The 16,584-nt window shown below is 40.8% G+C and carries 17 protein-coding genes, 1 tRNA gene and 3 pseudogenes; 10 read left to right on the forward strand and 11 right to left on the reverse strand.

Features of this window, described 5'->3' with window-relative positions:
* Positions 1–58: 58 nt before the first annotated feature.
* A pseudogene (locus NWP25_RS09605) lies at positions 59–256 on the forward strand (IS701 family transposase); the annotation flags it as partial.
* Positions 257–466: 210 nt separating this feature from the next.
* Here the strand turns inward: NWP25_RS09605 and NWP25_RS09610 are convergent.
* The 3 genes and pseudogenes from NWP25_RS09610 to NWP25_RS09620 all read right to left on the reverse strand — a co-directional run bounded on the left by NWP25_RS09610 (position 467) and on the right by NWP25_RS09620 (position 3,249).
* Entirely contained in the window at positions 467–2,071 is a 1,605-nt protein-coding gene (locus tag NWP25_RS09610; RefSeq protein ID WP_280651976.1) for a 2-isopropylmalate synthase, read from the reverse strand.
* 45 nt (positions 2,072–2,116) lie between these two features.
* Positions 2,117–2,362, reverse strand: a pseudogene (locus tag NWP25_RS09615) (hypothetical protein); the annotation flags it as partial.
* Between the two features lie 365 nt (positions 2,363–2,727).
* Positions 2,728–3,249 carry a LabA-like NYN domain-containing protein gene (locus tag NWP25_RS09620; protein ID WP_006196798.1) on the reverse strand — a complete coding sequence of 174 codons (522 nt, stop codon included), beginning with the start codon at positions 3,247–3,249 and terminating at the stop codon, positions 2,728–2,730.
* Between the two features lie 727 nt (positions 3,250–3,976).
* Between NWP25_RS09620 and NWP25_RS09625 the strand changes: the two genes are divergently transcribed.
* Positions 3,977–4,156 carry a hypothetical protein gene (locus NWP25_RS09625; RefSeq protein ID WP_280651977.1) on the forward strand — a complete coding sequence of 60 codons (180 nt, stop codon included), beginning with the start codon at positions 3,977–3,979 and terminating at the stop codon, positions 4,154–4,156.
* A 481-nt stretch (positions 4,157–4,637) separates the two neighbouring features.
* Here the strand turns inward: NWP25_RS09625 and NWP25_RS09630 are convergent, their stop codons facing one another.
* The 4 genes from NWP25_RS09630 to NWP25_RS09645 form a co-directional block, all read right to left on the reverse strand.
* On the reverse strand, positions 4,638–4,814 hold the full coding sequence (locus NWP25_RS09630) for a zinc ribbon domain-containing protein (RefSeq protein ID WP_280651978.1): 177 nt from the start codon (positions 4,812–4,814) through the stop codon (positions 4,638–4,640).
* A gap of 138 nt (positions 4,815–4,952) precedes the next feature.
* A complete protein-coding gene (gene gorA, locus NWP25_RS09635) occupies positions 4,953–6,299 on the reverse strand; it encodes a glutathione-disulfide reductase (protein ID WP_280651979.1) in 1,347 nt (448 codons plus the stop codon).
* Positions 6,300–6,618: 319 nt separating this feature from the next.
* The gene (locus NWP25_RS09640) at positions 6,619–7,542 is read right to left on the reverse strand and encodes a carbohydrate ABC transporter permease (protein ID WP_280651980.1); all 924 of its coding nucleotides are present in this window, start codon (positions 7,540–7,542) and stop codon (positions 6,619–6,621) included.
* A 73-nt stretch (positions 7,543–7,615) separates the two neighbouring features.
* Positions 7,616–7,702, reverse strand: a tRNA-Ser gene (locus NWP25_RS09645).
* A 103-nt stretch (positions 7,703–7,805) separates the two neighbouring features.
* Here NWP25_RS09645 and NWP25_RS09650 point away from each other — a divergent pair.
* The 8 genes and pseudogenes from NWP25_RS09650 to NWP25_RS09685 all read left to right on the forward strand — a co-directional run bounded on the left by NWP25_RS09650 (position 7,806) and on the right by NWP25_RS09685 (position 13,501).
* Entirely contained in the window at positions 7,806–8,174 is a 369-nt protein-coding gene (locus NWP25_RS09650) for a 2Fe-2S iron-sulfur cluster-binding protein (protein WP_280651981.1), read from the forward strand.
* Between the two features lie 4 nt (positions 8,175–8,178).
* Entirely contained in the window at positions 8,179–8,748 is a 570-nt protein-coding gene (locus NWP25_RS09655; RefSeq protein WP_374913650.1) for a thermonuclease family protein, read from the forward strand.
* A 64-nt stretch (positions 8,749–8,812) separates the two neighbouring features.
* On the forward strand, positions 8,813–9,625 hold the full coding sequence (locus NWP25_RS09660; protein ID WP_280651983.1) for an inositol monophosphatase family protein: 813 nt from the start codon (positions 8,813–8,815) through the stop codon (positions 9,623–9,625).
* A gap of 93 nt (positions 9,626–9,718) precedes the next feature.
* Positions 9,719–9,895: pseudogene (locus tag NWP25_RS09665) on the forward strand (molecular chaperone DnaJ); the annotation flags it as partial.
* Positions 9,895–11,106, forward strand: a complete 1,212-nt coding sequence (locus NWP25_RS09670; RefSeq protein WP_280688230.1) for an ATP phosphoribosyltransferase regulatory subunit — start codon at positions 9,895–9,897, stop codon at positions 11,104–11,106. The pseudogene NWP25_RS09665 and the gene NWP25_RS09670, both read left to right, overlap by 1 nt.
* Before the next feature lie 94 nt (positions 11,107–11,200).
* Positions 11,201–11,425: an indolepyruvate ferredoxin oxidoreductase subunit alpha gene (locus NWP25_RS09675; RefSeq protein ID WP_280651985.1), complete on the forward strand. Its 225-nt coding sequence runs from the start codon at positions 11,201–11,203 to the stop codon at positions 11,423–11,425.
* Positions 11,426–11,503: 78 nt separating this feature from the next.
* Positions 11,504–12,232, forward strand: a complete 729-nt coding sequence (locus NWP25_RS09680; protein WP_280699281.1) for an ABC transporter ATP-binding protein — start codon at positions 11,504–11,506, stop codon at positions 12,230–12,232.
* A 390-nt stretch (positions 12,233–12,622) separates the two neighbouring features.
* A complete protein-coding gene (locus NWP25_RS09685) occupies positions 12,623–13,501 on the forward strand; it encodes a DUF4231 domain-containing protein (protein WP_280699283.1) in 879 nt (292 codons plus the stop codon).
* Positions 13,502–13,569: 68 nt separating this feature from the next.
* Here NWP25_RS09685 and moeB read toward each other — a convergent pair whose 3' ends face one another.
* The 4 genes from moeB to NWP25_RS09705 form a co-directional block, all read right to left on the reverse strand.
* On the reverse strand, positions 13,570–14,742 hold the full coding sequence (moeB, locus tag NWP25_RS09690) for a molybdopterin-synthase adenylyltransferase MoeB (protein WP_280651988.1): 1,173 nt from the start codon (positions 14,740–14,742) through the stop codon (positions 13,570–13,572).
* A 70-nt stretch (positions 14,743–14,812) separates the two neighbouring features.
* A complete protein-coding gene (locus NWP25_RS09695; RefSeq protein ID WP_280651989.1) occupies positions 14,813–15,268 on the reverse strand; it encodes a M67 family metallopeptidase in 456 nt (151 codons plus the stop codon).
* Complete coding sequence (locus NWP25_RS09700; RefSeq protein ID WP_280651990.1) at positions 15,265–15,624, reverse strand: four helix bundle protein; 360 nt, start codon at positions 15,622–15,624, stop codon at positions 15,265–15,267. The genes NWP25_RS09695 and NWP25_RS09700 overlap by 4 nt, the downstream gene beginning before the upstream one ends.
* Before the next feature lie 147 nt (positions 15,625–15,771).
* Entirely contained in the window at positions 15,772–16,581 is an 810-nt protein-coding gene (locus NWP25_RS09705; RefSeq protein WP_280651991.1) for an alpha/beta fold hydrolase, read from the reverse strand.
* Between the last annotated feature and the right edge of the window lie 3 nt (positions 16,582–16,584).

The raw sequence follows: 16,584 nt of genomic DNA on the forward strand, positions 1-16,584 counted from the left end.
TATTTTATCGGACAGAAGTTAACTTGACCAGATTTTCCATTCTTGGTCAGCCACTTAAGTAAAACTTATCAATTCTACCAACCCTGTCAAAGCTAGCACTATCAATTACTGGGGTAAGGGTCGGTGGCAGATTGAAGGCTGGTTTAAAACGGCGAAAAATCCTTTCGGCCTACACCGTTTTGGCCAAGGAGTACTGTTAGGTGTTTATCGTTGGTTAGTTTTATCTTTGATTGCATACATTAGCAGTAAATATTCTCAATCTGGGAAAAAATAGGGGAGGGCATCCCCGTTCGCGTAGGGTGCTGTCAGGCATATTAACGCTACAGGAGTTGGAATCGATACTCTAGTTGGTGAAAACCTGCTAAAGCAAATTCTGAGGAAGAATGTGGAATCTCGGTGGCTTTAGCCCGGAGAGTGTCAAATCCCCACATAACATTGGTATGGGTGGGGACTTATGACGACTTTATTAAATTTTCTGTGCCGTTACTTCCTCTTCCTTCTCTTGGCTTTGCAAGGAGGCATAAAGCCGATTCAGTGCATTAATATAAGCTTGGGCGGAAGCAACGATGATATCCGTGTTTGCTGCATGACCAGAAAAAACTCTAGAGTCATGTCGGAGACGAATGGTTACTTCCCCTATAGCATCGATTCCCGCTGTGACCGACTGCACAGAGAACTCAATCAACTGGTTAGGTACATTGACTACACGGTTAATTGCTTTATAAACTGCGTCTACTGGCCCAGTACCAATGGCTGCATCACTCAATTCTTCACCTGCGGGGGTGCGAAGGGTGACTGTAGCGGTGGGACGAGCATTACTACCGCAGGTAACTTGCACTAACTCTACTCGGAACAAATCGGGAGCTTGTTGAATTTCATCGTTAACAATAGCTTCTAAATCCCAATCAGAAATTTCTTTCTTTTTGTCAGCTACTTCTTTAAACCTGACGAATGCTTTATTTAGCTCTGTTTCTGACAGTTCAAAGCCCAATTCGGTCAAACGGGTACGAAAAGCATTTCTGCCGGAATGTTTGCCCAAGACTATTTGATTGTCTGTTAAACCAATCAATTGAGCATCCATGATTTCGTAGGTGAGCTTGTTTTTTAACACTCCATCTTGGTGAATACCAGACTCATGAGCAAAAGCGTTTGCCCCTACTATGGCTTTGTTTGGTTGTACGATCATTCCCGTCAAATTGGAAACTAGACGGGAGGTTTTATAAATTTGACGAGTGTCAATATTGGTGAGTGGCTCCTCAGAATCCACTGGTCTTCCTAAAAAGGGATTGAAATATTGACGCCGAACATGCAATGCCATGACTAGTTCTTCTAATGATGCATTTCCGGCTCGTTCACCAATGCCGTTAATGGTACATTCTAGTTGCGTTGCACCATTTTTTACGGCTTCTAGGAAGTTAGCAACTGCCAAACCTAAATCGTTATGTCCGTGTACAGAAATAATTGCCTGGTCAATATTGGGGACATTATCTTTAATGCCCTTAATCATGGCTCCAAATTCACAGGGGGTCAAGTAACCTACAGTGTCAGGAATATTAATTGTAGTTGCCCCGGCGGCGATTGTTCGCTCCAACACCTGGTACAGAAATTCCGGGTCAGAACGTGCTGCGTCCATTGGCGAAAATTCCACATCTGCCATGAAGGACTTGCCATAGGCTACCATTTCTTCGGCGATCGCTAATACTTCCGCTCGTGACTTCCGCAGCTGATATTCTAAATGAATATCTGAAGTAGAAATAAATGTGTGAATCCTGCCGTGAACTGCTGGTTTTAATGCTTCGGCTGCGGCTTCAATGTCTGCTTTAATGGCTCTAGCTAAACTACAAATTACCGGGCCATCTTCTGTCCCTACTATTTCGGCAATTTTCTTCACCGCTTGAAAGTCTCCCGGACTGGCAAAGGCAAAACCTGCCTCAATCACATCTACGCCTAACCGGGATAGTTGCTTGGCGATGGCCAGCTTTTCGTCTATATTTAGAGTCGCTCCGGGACATTGTTCCCCATCTCTCAGGGTCGTATCAAAAATGATAATTCTCTCTGGTTTCCTGGTCATGTTTCCTCCTTGTTTAGTTGTTACTGTTTGCGTGAACTGTTCCAACTAAGCTGACGCTATAGTTGGAGCTTCCGTACTCACAGGCCAGTACCGCCAATGAGACTTTCGCCCCATCTTTGGTCTTACCTCCCCTCCTAGAGCAGAGACGGCTGAACCATCCGCCTTGAGCATCCTGATTCCCTCTGTTCTGATGTTTTGGGCTGCATTGCCCTCGCCATTACCTCCGGCACTGGGCTTTGTGCAATCATGGTAAGTACCACAGTGAGGGCAAGTCCACTCTCTAACATCTAGTGACGGGAACAGGGAACAGGACATAAGAGTTTCAGTGTGTACTGAGTCTTGTTCAAGAATCAAATAGCATAGCCATAGACGAAATTGAACGACTTTGCGTAACACTGAATATGACCTCCTTGATGGGAATATATTACTAAGAGGTAAGCTTTCTAGTACAGTATCCAGACCAAATATTTGGCAGTTACTCATTCATCCCACTCACCAACCAAAAAGCGGTTGATATTGTTGGCAGATAGAATCGTCATTGCCCGGATTATATCCCCACCTAACATTCCTATAGATGGGGACTTACGCCGATCTTGTTAAAATATCTTGAACCTTAGTTTTTTACTCTTAAGATTTGTAAATATTTGCTAAGATTACTAGCCTTCTACTTTTTCTATACTGTCTCTAATATCATTTAAATCAATATATCTATCCGTAGCATTACGTAATTCTCTGGCTATCATTCCTTCTGTTGATACTACTGTAATATGCGTATTTTTTGAGCGTAATAGTTCAATAGCTCTTTCAAAATCTCCATCACCACTGAATAAAACTACTCGGTCATACTGATCTACTGTATTAAACATATCTACGACAATTTCAATATCTAAATTAGCTTTTTGGGAATAGCGACCTGAAGAATCATCATAATATTCTTTGAGAATTTTAGTTCTGACTGTATATCCTAAGCTAATTAGAGCATCTCTGAAACCTCGTTGATCTTGGGGGTCTTTTAAGCCAGTGTACCAGAAAGCATTAATTAATGTTGTGTCTGATTGCTCGTGTTTAAAATAGTCCAACACTCGTCTTGGGTCAAAAAACCAGCCATTTTTTTGTTGAGCATAGAACATATTGTTTCCGTCTACAAAAATAGACAGACGATTCATTGGGGAACCCATAGAAAAATACACCTAACAAATAGAAAAGTAACTAGATTGGACAATAGATTATAGCAATTCTCAAATGATAAATTTGCTAAAATTTTGATAACATGGTTTTATGTATAGCTTTTATCTTACCTCTTATATTGCATAAAATTGGCTAAAATCTCGGACTTAAGATTTTGGGACTTAACCTTTTTCATCTTTAGCAGTTTAAGTGAGGCACTGTGATCAAAATCTATCAATAAAATTGACTGATTAACATGGTTAACAAGATTTCTGGCTATATAACTGCCAAGTTTACTTCTAAAGAGGTAAGGCATAGGTCTTGGGGTAGGATATGGGATGATAATCATCTATAAGTTTTTGATTCAATAAAATGCTGATTCTTGAACAAAATTTGTCAGTGACATAACAATAAATTCCTCTTAGAGAAATTCTAGGAGGCGTACACCTTCCGCTGAGAAAATCAAATCTTACCGTCACTAAGTGGTGAAGCCAGGTATTTCCGGCTCCAGTTTGTCGAACAATCACAGGTTTTATCTCACTTCAAGAATAAGTTGACCAAGATTTGGGCTAAAACTCTACCGAATCGAAATTTATTAACCCAAGCGTGGTCAAAAATAGAAAAGATATTACAAATGTATAAGTTTGTCATTTAAGTCTTATTTCAATGTGTTTGTAGTAAAACCAGCCCAAAATAAATAAATAAACTAGTAGAACGCAAATAAACTATTAACATGATATGCCAGAACAGCGCACATCTAACTTAACCAAAAAATATGTCTGTGCCGGGAATATAACCTCAAGTAAACCGACAAAAGCGACTTCAACAGCAGTATCACACCAGTCCCAGTTAATGGCGGGTTTAGGCCATTTGCTGAGTGGAATTTCCGCACTAAGTGCAGGATTGCTGACTGTCTAGGCTTGGCTACAATTGATGGAAAATCAATCCCTGTCCATATTTTTTCAACTGCGTCTATAAATAATACCTCCAGAAAATATCCTGATTTTGGCAACTGATGATCAATAGGATATCAATTCCCGAACAGTACTATAAAACAGATACGCAACAGTATGTTTACTTAGAACAACTGAACTCTTTCCCGTTTAAGCCCCCTGGATAAACTCAGATAATCAAAAAAACTGATTCTGGCTGGTGTTAGGGCTATTGCACTAAGCGTAGTTTTTGATCTGCCAAGTAGTTACGGAAGTACTGATAATGGTCAATTTCAGGCTGCATTACCAAAATATAGCAGTAAAGTGATCTCAGTAGGGATATATAAAATTTTGGCCACACACCCAGGAACCTTCATCCAGGAATTTCACACAGGTGCGGTGTCCATGAGAAAGGTTAATTTTCCTCTGGGAAGTGGGCCAGTACTCAATCCACAGGGTAACACTGTCTAACTGACAGCTTTTGATACAGCACAATGACTCAGATTAATAGCTGCGTTTAAATCCCTGTCACATTCAAATCCACAGCTATCAAACTTAAACACTCTTTCACCTAATGAGAAAATTTCTTTTTTTCCACCACAATTAGAGTAGGTTTTAGCAGTAAGAAACCATCTATTAATCATCACTAATTTTCAGCCATAAAACCTCAAGGAATTAGTAAATTTGCAAAACAGCAACTTCAGACCACAACACAACGGATATTTAAACACATCAGATATTCCCATTAAACCTGGGTAACAACACTGTTGAAATACAACTATTTAACCTAAAGACAAAAAGTTTTCTGCTATGGTTGGATGAATGCCTATTGTTTCATTCAGGTCTTGCCTAGTGATTCCTTGACGAATTGCCACTGCTAAAGTTTGAATAATTTCGGCTGCATTTTCACCCAGCATATGAGCCCCCAAAACTTGTTGAGAATGATCATCTACTACTAACTTCATCATAGCTGGAGTTTCTTGTTTTACCAGCTGATACAAAAGTGGTTGAAATTGCGTAGAATAACATTTCACCCTATCCCCAAATTTTTCCCGAGCCTTGGCTTCCGTCATTCCCACACCAGCACCTTCTGGACGAGAAAAAACGGCAGAAGGGACATAATCATAATTCACTGTTTGCGGGTTATTGCCAAACACTTTATTGGCAAAGGCAATACCTTCAGCTTTAGCAACTGGAGTTAATTGCAAACGGTTAATGCAGTCTCCCACAGCGAAAATGTTTTTCTGGCTAGTGCAGTAGTATTCGTTGACTTTGATTTCACCTTGTTCACCAACTTCAACTTTAGCCTTCTCTAAACCGATATTCTTGGTATTGGGACTAAAACCCGTAGCTACGAGGATAGTATCTGCGGCAATAGTTTGTACACGGTCACCAGTAGTGGTCAACAACCAACCTTCATCTAAGTGAGTAATTTCTTGAGCAGTGCTATTAGTCAAAATTCTAATTCCGCGATTCCTTAAACTTTCTTGTACACCAGAGCGAATATCATTATCAAACCCTGATAACATCATTTCATCTGTTTCGATCAGTGTGACTTTACAGCCAAAAGCCTGCATCATGCTGGAAAACTCCGCGCCAATATAGCCACCCCCAATAATTGCCAACCGTTTTGGTAAATAGGGTAAATGAAACATTTCACGTGATGTAATGGCGTATTCTATCCCGGAAATATTAGGCTTATTGGGTCTTGCACCCACAGCAATTAAAATTTTATCGGCTGTAACTTGATGGCCATTCAAATCTAAAGTATGGTTATCAACAAAAGTAGCGCGTTCTTTAATTATTTCAATTTGTGCTTTTCGCAATTCTTGACAAAAGGAGTAGTTAATATGTTCAATCTGTCGGTGTACAGATTTCATAAATAGTGTCCAGTCAAAGTACCGTTCACACTGACTCCATCCGTAACTCTGTGCTATTTGGTTTTCTTGAGCAAAATCAGCTGCGTAAACAATCAGCTTTTTAGGAATACAGCCCCGATTTACACAAGTACCACCAATGTTTTCTTGTTCAGCTATAGCGACACGAACACCATAGCTAGCGGCTTTTTTTGCTGCTGCTAATCCCCCGGGTCCAGTACCGATTACAAACAAGTCATAATCAAATGTCATAAAAATCTGTTTCCTTGTAAATGTTTGGAAAGCAGAGCTATTTCATCTTTTATATTTATTACCTTATGTTTGAGCTACTGCCTTTGGGTGGATCAAAAATGCGTAAATTTTACGATGTATAAGCTATTACTGATAGCTATTAGTTAAAGATGATATAAAATTTATAAAATTTATAAAAAATCATAACAAAAATGCCGAAAAACGTTCAAAAACAGGCGCAATGCGCCGTGTTTCCTAGTTTAGGGAAGAAATGAAGACTGTATCCCCACACCTTTAGGTCTGGGACTGTCAAGTTGTATATATTTTTATATATGTTTAATTAAATGGGGATGTCTTCCTGCTGATTAATCAATAAGCGCAAAACTGATAATGCCAAAATAATCAAAAATAATACTAATCCAATTGTGCAAGCATAGCTAACTTCTAAGTTACTAAAGGCCTCTTCGTACAAATAGTAAACAATGGTTTTGGAGCTATTGAGTGGACCGCCTTGGGTCATGATAAATACTTCTTCAAAGACTTTAGTAGCGGAAATTGCCGAAATCACGGCTACCAAAGCTAAATACGGCTTCATTAAGGGTACTGTAACATCCCAATGTTTGCGGATACCATCTGAACCATCAATAGCTGCAGCTTCATACACATCACCAGGAATTGACTGCAAACCCGCTAAATAAATTACCATGTAATAGCCGAGTCCCTTCCAGATGGTGACAACCATAACGCTGGCAAGAGAAATTGGTACTATGCCTAGGAATTTCTCTGGACTAGTTAGCCAAGGAATTCCTGCGGGAAAAATATTCAAGGTTGTGACCAACTGATTGAGTAAGCCGTTTTCTGCATATAGCCATTTCCAAGCTATACCAGCAACTACCATTGATATCACTACAGGCGTGTAGTAGGCCGCTCTAAACCAATTCATCCCTCGCAGTTTCTGATTGACCAAAATTGCCAAAACCAAGGGAGCCATGACTAAAATTGGTACGACACCCACAAGATATAGAAAAGTATTTTCTAAAGTTTTCCAAAAAACTGCATCTTGCCACAACCGGACAAAGTTGGCAAAACCTATCCATTGGGGTGGTTGGGAAAGGTCTTCGTAGCTGGTAAAGCTGAGGTAAAACGCTTGTATTGCTGGCCAAAAAACCGTTAAAACCAAAAGAACTAAAGCCGGTAGCAAAAATAAGTAAGGAGTTAGTCGCTGTTTGATTAATGTCCAGTTTTGAGACTTCAGTTGATTCATAGCAGCTTAGTGGATTAATTACCCACCAGCGACAAAGGATAAAAATGAACTGGGGGCAGCTTGTTTATTTTAACGGAGAGGGAGGGATTCGAACCCTCGTATACGTTTCCGCATAACAGACTTTCCAGGTCTGCGCCTTAAACCACTCGGCCACCTCTCCAGGGGCAACGATTTACCACTTTACTATAAAATTTTAGAAAATGCAAATATAGTAGAAATATCAAATTAAACCTGAAAATTCACATTGGAACTCCCCAAGCAAAATGTCCTCTACACATACAATTAAAGTCCGCCATCGCGCCTCTGGCCAAGAATACACACTAGAAGTTCCAGAAAACCGCTACATTCTCCACAGCATCGAACAACAAGGAAGGGATCTGCCGTTTTCTTGCCGTAATGGGGCTTGCACAACTTGTGCTGTGAGAATCATCTCTGGAGAAGTTTATCAACCAGAAGCTATTGGATTATCGCCAGCCTTGCGCCGACGAGGTTACGCTTTGTTATGCGTCAGTTACGCTCGTTCTGATTTAGACATAGAAACTCAAGATGAGGATGAGGTTTATCAGCTACAGTTTGGACGCTATTTTGCTAAAGGCAAAGTTAAGGCTGGTTTACCGTTAGATGAGGATTAGGACATTGTTAGCCCTTAAACCCAAGGAGCCAGGGTTTTTTTTTGATGTGTTAGTGGGGAAAATTATTCTGTTCGGTTGCTTGCTGTTGCTCGTGAGTTGTCAAGACAATTATCAGACTGCAAGCAATCAGGTTGAGGTGCAGGTGGTGCGGGTGGTGAGTGGGCAAAGTTTGGAAGTGTTGGGTATGACTGAACAACCAAATTTAATTTCTTCAGTCCGGTTACTTGGTATTGATGCACCGGATTTGCGCCAACGCCCTTGGGGAGATCAGTCCAGGGAAGTTTTAGCGGCCTTGATTGGTGAGCAGGAAAAATCTGTAATCCTGGAATTTGATGTCGAAGCTAAAGATAAATTTAATCGGATTTTGGCTTATGTGTGGAAAGATGACCAGTTATTGAATGAACAAGTTGTTAAACAAGGATATGCCCTGTTTGTGTCGCGATCTCCTAACCACAAATATGACCAGACCTTGGAACGAGCCCAGCAATGGGCTAGACTCATGGGAAAAGGTATTTGGAATCCAGAGAAACCTATGGGTGTCTCTCCTGCTGAGTTTCGCCGCCGAAATTGGTAAAAAGTGGTGTAGTTGTTTCACCCGTACCTCATGACCAATGACCCATGACCATCACTAAGAACCAATGATTAATTTACAAATTTTTCTCGATGTTGCTACGGAAGCGGCGTTGGCTGCGGGTGCCGTTTTGCAAGGGTATTTAGGTAAGTTAGAAGATGCTATTACCGAAAAGGGCCGCCCTGGTGATTTGGTTACTGCTGCGGATAAAGCCTCAGAAGCTGAGATTTTGTCAATTTTACGTCGCCACTTTCCCGAACATTCTATCCTGGCTGAAGAATCAGGCAAGTTAGGAAATCAAGATAATGAGTACCTCTGGGCAATTGACCCCTTAGATGGCACAACAAATTATGCTCATCAATATCCGTCCTTTGCTGTTTCCATTGGGTTATTAGTTAATGCTGTGCCGCAAGTTGGTGTAATTTATGACCCTTTCCATGAGGAGTTATTTCGGGCGGCTAGTGGCTTAGGAGCTACGTGTAACCGCCATTACATCAAGGTTTCGGAAATATCTCAACTGAGTAAAAGCTTGCTGGTAACGGGATTTGCCTATGATCGTCGGGAAACTTGTGATAACAACTACGCAGAATTTTGTCACCTGACTCATCTCACTCAAGGAGTTAGACGCAGTGGTTCCGCAGCTTTGGATTTGGCTTATGTTGCTTGTGGGCGTGTTGATGGTTATTGGGAAAGGGGAATCTCTCCTTGGGATGTTGTTGCAGGTGTAGCTTTATTGCGAGAAGCTGGGGGTGAAGTTACTGCCTATGATGGCACTGCTTTTCAAATTGAATCAGGGAGAATTCTGGCTACTAATGGTAAAATTCATGACAAATTGAGTCGTGAGTTGGTGGGAGTTCGACCTTTATCGAGCTGGAAGTGAGGAAGATGAGGAAAGCTCATACTTAGTGACTATTTGCGACTATAAAATTACTGAAGAAAAATTTCTTGGCTGTAAAACCCTTATATATGTTGAAAATTAGACCTTACCAACGAAATAGCGTTGACATGGAAACCTAAAATAGAAAAGGCTTTAGGGCAACAATCTAGTGGCTCGAAAGTAACTTCACTTCCTGACAATGGAACTAATCAACCAGATAAGTCTGGAGGTGGGGGTTTATTTGGTGGTTTGTTTGGTGGGAATAAAAAATAATGGTGTATCAACCAGCAGCGGGAGCAAGGGATTTATTACCTTTAGACGTGGCTCAAAAACGCTGGATTGAAGATAGGTTAGAGCAAGTGTTTCATCGTTGGGGATATCACAGGATTATTACGTCAACTTTGGAACGGATGGACACGTTGATGGCGGGAGAAGCAATTCAACGTCAGATGGTGATTCAACTCCAAAATGGCCAAGATGAAGAATTAGGATTGCGTCCAGAGTTGACAGCTTCTATTGCTCGTGCAGTTGCTACGCGCATGGCAGATGTCACCTATCCGCAACGGCTATACTACAATGCCAATGTCTTCCGCCGCACCTGGGAAAACAGGCACAATCGCCAGCAAGAGTTTTATCAAGCGGGGGTAGAATTGTTAGGCGTGGGGGGATTGTTGGCAAATGCAGAAGTGCTGCTGTTGGCGAGAAATTGTTTGACTGCACTGGGTTTGCAGGATTGGCACTTAATTTTGGGCGAAGCGGGAATTACACGATCGCTACTTGATGCCTTTCCAGTGAATATCCAAGCCAAAGTCCGCAGTGCCATCGCCCATCTCGACCGCATTGCCATAGATGGTTTGCCTTTGAGGGATGATCTACGCCATCGCGCTATCGTCATGATGGATCTACGGGGTGACAGTGCCGATGTCTTGCAAAAGGTCAGTAGCTTTGCTTTGACTCCAGAGCAACAAGAAAAAGTAAATAACCTCAAATCTGTGGTAGAGTTGCTAAAATCCGAAGGCGATTTTCCTTTAATTCTTGACTTGAGCTTAATCCAAACCATTGACTATTACACTGGTATAGTGTTTGAAATTGTCACTGATCATGGTTCACAAGCTAGAGTTTTAGGCCGTGGTGGTCGCTACGACAAGCTTTTAGGACTATATCATCCCCAAGGGGAAGACATTCCCGGTATTGGGTTTGTACTGGATATTGAAGATTTACACCAGATTCTCTTATCTACTGAGGAACTACCACCATCTACGCCCGCTAGCAACTGGTTAGTAGTAGCCCAAACAGCAAATGCCGAGGCTGCGGCCTTTGCCTATGCCCAAAAATTACGTGATTCTGCTGATTTGGTAAGGGTAGAAATGGATTTAGGGGGTAGAGATACAGAAGCTATTAGACAATACGCAAGTGATCGCGGTATTGCCCAAATTGCTTGGATTACATCAGACGGTTCAATTGTCAATGAACCATTGCGTTAATTAGTCCTTGGGGAATGGGGAGTAGAATCGAGCATCCCCCATTCCTATGCTGCTAGGCTAGATATAGCTGATCTTAAAGAAAGGAAATTGAGAAATGCCGCACACAATTGTTACAAATGTTTGTGAAGGTGTAGCTGAATGCGTAGATGCTTGTCCAGTGGCTTGTATCCATCCAGGCCCAGGTAAAAATATTAAGGGAACCGATTGGTATTGGATTGACTTTTCTACTTGCATTGATTGTGGTATATGTATCCAAGTTTGCCCGGTGCAAAATGCCATCGTTCCCCAAGAACGACCAGACTTGCAAAAAACACCGTAAAATTCTATGTCAACAGTTTATAAGTTATTTTTAACTTGACTGTTGATTCAATAATTTTTATTTAATAAACAAGAAGTAATGAATAATAACTATTTACTAGAAGTTAATAATGTCCACGCCGGATACGTTAAAGATGTAGATATCCTCCAAGGGGTAAACTTCTGGGTACTACCAGGTGAACTGGTAGCAGTAATTGGCCCTAATGGTGCGGGTAAATCCACCTTAGCCAAAACTATTTTTGGGCTTTTAACTCCCCACACAGGCACAATTACCTTTAGAAATGAAAATATTGCTGGGCTAAAGTCAAATCAAATTGTTAGGAAGGGAATGTGTTATGTACCACAAATCTCTAATGTTTTTCCTTCCCTAAGTGTTGAAGAAAACCTGGAAATGGGGGCTTTTGTGCGTAATGTACCTCTTAAACCCCTGAAAGAGCAAATTTTTTCTATGTTTCCCAGACTAAGCGATCGCCGTGGTCAACGTGCTGGGACTTTATCAGGAGGTGAACGTCAAATGCTGGCTATGGGTAAAGCTTTGATGCTAGAACCTAGTTTGTTGCTGTTGGATGAACCTTCTGCGGCTTTATCCCCCATTCTGGTAACCCAAGTGTTTGATCAAATTAAACAAATTAATCAAACAGGTACAGCAATCGTGTTAGTAGAACAAAATGCTCGTAAAGCTTTGGAAATGGCTCATCGTGGTTATGTACTGGAATCTGGACGGGATGCTATTTCTGGGACTGGTGAAGAATTATTGCATGATTCCAAAGTCGGTGAATTATATTTGGGTGTCGGTAAAGCGCGTTGAAATACTTTTGCTTACCCCTCGTAATCCTAGTTAGAATATTAGTCACAATTATTACTTACATTACACCTGAATATGATCCGTGGTTGTATATGCGGATAACAGTGTCTGGATGTAATCTGCACTAATTCGTAAAAAAAGCTTAATTAAGTGAATTTTATATTGCTCCTGGTTAAAGCTTCGATTATACTTCAGAGTATTTTAATACAAAAAATTGCTGAAGAGATTCAATACATCAGTTAGAGTGAGGTGCGCCAAAGAATCACCAAAATTGATAAATTCCCGTAGCAAAGAATAATAAATAGTCAATACATATAACTATTTATTATCCATTAGGCATCTAATTTTTTAGTTGCTGGACTTCTTGTACCAAATTTATGGAGACACCAAGGAATGACTACAACAGATTTGACGATTGATAATCTCACAGAGAATACAAAAAATATTGAAAGTTTAAGCCAATTATCTGTTTATGGAGCAGAGAAAGCAGAGAAAAGATTACTGACACTGAAGATAATTGAGAACTTGCTCATAGCATTTTTGCTATTAGTTAGTATTCTTGTTATTTCATTAAAAAACGAAAACTTGGTTTTTTATGGTGTGGTCACAATCTGTGCAACATTTTTCTTCCTGATAATTAACAGACAATTATTTCAAGACTCGAAAAAATCCGTTAGTTATTACCAGGCTAACAAAAAAGCAGAAATATACACTTATTTATTGAGTAATAAATCTTGGCAGATCAACAACTTTACTCCAGTCAAAACTCAAGCTTTACAATATTGCCAAGATTTGATTGACGATTATAAAAGAGTTCGGAACTTATCGAGAACGATTTACTATATTCTGCAAATTACAACTGTCATTTTTTCAGGAATTACACCTATTTTAGTCCTGGTAGACAAAATAGAAGCACGACAAACTTGGTTGAAGTGGTTACCAGTTATTTGTCCGGCTATTGCTTCCATACTTGCAAGTATAGTTACGTCCTTCCCATTTCAAAAGAATTGGGTGTCTGCCAATACAGTAGTTGAACTGTTAGAAGCTGAGGTAGAAAAATTTATTTTGGGAATAACACCCTATCGTTTCTATGACTCCTCTGACGAAATCGAACAGCAACGGCAAGCCAACGAAGCATTAGAGTATTTTATTAAACAGGTGAATAGCATTCATCTTCAGCAAGTACAGAAGACAGAAGAGAAGAAGTCAGAAAAGCAAGAATCTACCCAAAGTAACGAATCACAGTCACAGCAAACTGCTCAATTAAAGTAATTTTTCTCTATCACCCAGAGGCGCAGAGAGTTAATGTGTAATCTCTGCGTCACTCTCGCTAAAGAGTTTTAATACTCTGGAACTGAAGCATCAATTTCCTTACTCCAAGCGTTAATACCACCTTTAACATTAATTCCCTCAATTCCTGCTTGCTTGAGGATGGCCAAGGCTTTGGCAGAGCGCCCGCCTAGCTTACAATGAGCAATTAAGCGGTGACCATTCAGTATTTCTTTGACCTTGGCTACGCCGTGGCCGTTTTCGATCTCTGGTAAGGGGATCAATACAGAACCAGGAATTTTGGCAATTTCGTATTCATGAGGATTACGGACATCTACTAGCACAAAATCCTTTGCACCACTATCCAGTAATTCCTTCAATTCCTTAACGGTGATTTCTGGAATTTCCATCTGCTGTTTTGCCTCCTCTACCTTAGCTTGGGGAATTCCGCAGAATTGTTCGTAGTCTATCAGTTTTTCAATAACTGGACGAACGGGATTAGGACGGAGTTTTAATTCCCGGAATTTCATTTCTAAGGCGTTGTACAACAGCAATCGCCCACTTAAGGTAGCACCCTGTCCCGTAATAATTTTTACTGTTTCTGTGGCCTGAATAATTCCAATCATTCCCGGTAAAATACCTAGTACGCCACCTTCTGCACAGGAGGGAACCATTCCTGGTGGTGGTGGTTCTGGGTATAGGTCACGATAGTTGGGACCACCTTCGTAGTTAAATACCGTGGCTTGTCCTTCAAAGCGGAAAATGGAACCGTAGACGTTAGGCTTATTCAGCAATACGCAAGCGTCATTAACAAGATATCTGGTAGGGAAATTATCAGTACCATCTACTACGATATCGTAAGGTTTAATAATATCTAGGGCATTTTCAGAACTCAGGCGAATTTCGTACAAATCAACCTGACAATAGGGGTTAATTTCGTGAATTCGGTTTTTTGCCGATTCAATCTTGGGTTTACCTACCCAGGAAGTACCGTGAATTATTTGGCGTTGTAGGTTAGAAGTATCGACAACATCGAAGTCAACAATACCAATGCGTCCGATACCGGCTGCTGCAAGATATAAAAGTAATGGCGAACCTAGTCCACCAGTACCAATACACAAGACACTGGCAGCTTTTAAACGCTTCTGTCCTTCCAGTCCCACCTCTGGCAAAATCAGATGGCGGGAGTAGCGTTCGTAATCATCTTTGGTCAACTGGATTTCATCCAGATTGGGATTGAGCATAAGATTGAGGTAGATTAGCTAGGATTATTGATCCTATCGAAAAACGATATTCGAGAGTGGAATTAATTGGTTAAATTATGTTTTCAATCGACTCTGGTTGGAAATGGTGATAATCATCAAGAGTCCAACTTTTAACCGTACTAGCTTTGCCATTTTCAACGGATACTATTATATACGAGTATTCTGCCCAAGCATATAGGCGATCGCATTCTGATGGTGTAGCGCAATTATCGGGGTGTGAGTGATAAATACCGATAATATTCATGGCGCGATCGCGTGCTGCTTTTTGGGCTTGTAAGATTACTCGGGGCGCGATCGCATATCGTCTTCTGCTAGTATATACTCTGTTATCGCTGGATAAATCATTTCCTTGGGTATTCCAGGCGTTTGCTGTGGGTATTATTTCCATAGCAGTCTTGCCTTCCCTACCCAGATAACCAATAATTAGTCCACAGCATTCTTCTGGGTAGGTGCTTTCCCCATGAATGCAGATCATTTCCAAATGTTCGGCAAGGAGTTTGATCAAAAGTTGCGACTCTGCTTATCAATATAAGATGCTAGCAGTTCCTTCACTTCCACTACATCACTGATTAGGCGATCATAATTAGATGAGTCAACCATTTGTAACTCGTAGCAAAGTAGGAGATAGTATTCTACCTCAATTACCGCGTCTCTGGCGGTTTCCAGAAAATCTAGTTGAATTTCATAGTCATCGCGATCGCATGCCTGAGCTATTTTAATAGGTATAGAAGCACAAGCCAAACGAATTTGTTGCGTTAGCCCCTGTAATTCCTCTTCTGGAAAGGTTTTAGTAATTTCATAAACTGCAACTGTAAGTTCGTGCGCTTTTTCCCATTCTTGCAGTTCTCTAAAGTCTGTCATGTTTATGTTGGTATTCTTGAGGATTAATTAGGGTGACCCGTGGCTACCTATCATAATATGCCACTATTATTGAACCTACCCACATTAACTATAATCCAAAAGACCTAAAAGCCGGGGTTAGGTCAAACACCTTCATTGGCATATTCTTTAATTTATGGGAGATGATAATTTTCTCAAAAATTGCAGTATCACGGAAATTACTTGATGGGAGGACTCAATCAAAAACCCATGACCACCACGGTCAATCACCACCAGTTCTGCGTGGGGAATACCTTCAGCTAATTGTTGAGAAAACTTAACTGGAGTGATAATGTCTTGCCTGCCAACTAAAATCAGAGTGGGACAGTGAATATTATACAGGCGGTCTATGGTATTGCTGGCGAGGATGGCTCTACTGTGATAATAGAGTGTCTTTTGATCTGGTGCAAAGGGATAATTTACAGCCCACTCGATTAGTTCTTCCACCATATTTGGAATAGCATAAAACTCATCAGTAAACACCCAGGGTAATACAACTTTTTCATAAAGCCTCATGTCTATACTACTGGGGAGGTCGCCCCACGTTTCGATTACATGGTTGAATCGTCCATCACCTTGGGCGAGAGTAGAAAGTAAAATCAGACTTTTTACCTTTTCAGGGTTGGCTAAGACTAATTCCTGGGCGATTTGACCACCCATGGAATGACCTACCACATTTACCTGATCAATGCCGATGTGATCAAGTAATGCCGCTACATCTTTTGCCATATCCTGGAGACTATAAGGACTATTAGGGGCCGAACTTCGGCCCATTCCTCGATTATCTACGCGAATCACTTGATATTGGCTAACCAAGGATGGCATGATTAATGACCAATAGGAGTGATCGCATAAGAAACCAGAAATTAATAGTAAAGGCTCCCCCTGTCCTTTAATGTCGTAGAACAAATCTATTTCGTTAACCTTAAATTTTGGCATAAT

The organism is Umezakia ovalisporum Ak1311 (genome assembly GCF_029891685.1).
GTDB classification, from domain to species: domain Bacteria; phylum Cyanobacteriota; class Cyanobacteriia; order Cyanobacteriales; family Nostocaceae; genus Umezakia; species Umezakia ovalisporum.

Bases quoted from the DNA above. Each gene is read 5' to 3' on its own strand.
- NWP25_RS09670 (WP_280688230.1), top strand. From the start codon at position 9,895: ATGGTGTATCAACCAGCAGCGGGAGCAAGGGATTTATTACCTTTAGAC.
- NWP25_RS09630 (WP_280651978.1), bottom strand. From the start codon at position 4,814: ATGATTAATAGATGGTTTCTTACTGCTAAAACCTACTCTAATTGTGGT.
- moeB (WP_280651988.1), bottom strand. From the start codon at position 14,742: ATGCTCAATCCCAATCTGGATGAAATCCAGTTGACCAAAGATGATTAC.
- NWP25_RS09700 (WP_280651990.1), bottom strand. From the start codon at position 15,624: ATGACAGACTTTAGAGAACTGCAAGAATGGGAAAAAGCGCACGAACTT.
- NWP25_RS09650 (WP_280651981.1), top strand. From the start codon at position 7,806: ATGTCCTCTACACATACAATTAAAGTCCGCCATCGCGCCTCTGGCCAA.
- NWP25_RS09660 (WP_280651983.1), top strand. From the start codon at position 8,813: ATGATTAATTTACAAATTTTTCTCGATGTTGCTACGGAAGCGGCGTTG.
- NWP25_RS09675 (WP_280651985.1), top strand. From the start codon at position 11,201: ATGCCGCACACAATTGTTACAAATGTTTGTGAAGGTGTAGCTGAATGC.
- NWP25_RS09680 (WP_280699281.1), top strand. From the start codon at position 11,504: ATGAATAATAACTATTTACTAGAAGTTAATAATGTCCACGCCGGATAC.
- NWP25_RS09685 (WP_280699283.1), top strand. From the start codon at position 12,623: ATGACTACAACAGATTTGACGATTGATAATCTCACAGAGAATACAAAA.
- NWP25_RS09705 (WP_280651991.1), bottom strand. From the start codon at position 16,581: ATGCCAAAATTTAAGGTTAACGAAATAGATTTGTTCTACGACATTAAA.
- NWP25_RS09620 (WP_006196798.1), bottom strand. From the start codon at position 3,249: ATGGGTTCCCCAATGAATCGTCTGTCTATTTTTGTAGACGGAAACAAT.
- gorA (WP_280651979.1), bottom strand. From the start codon at position 6,299: ATGACATTTGATTATGACTTGTTTGTAATCGGTACTGGACCCGGGGGA.
- NWP25_RS09625 (WP_280651977.1), top strand. From the start codon at position 3,977: ATGCCAGAACAGCGCACATCTAACTTAACCAAAAAATATGTCTGTGCC.
- NWP25_RS09640 (WP_280651980.1), bottom strand. From the start codon at position 7,542: ATGAATCAACTGAAGTCTCAAAACTGGACATTAATCAAACAGCGACTA.
- NWP25_RS09610 (WP_280651976.1), bottom strand. From the start codon at position 2,071: ATGACCAGGAAACCAGAGAGAATTATCATTTTTGATACGACCCTGAGA.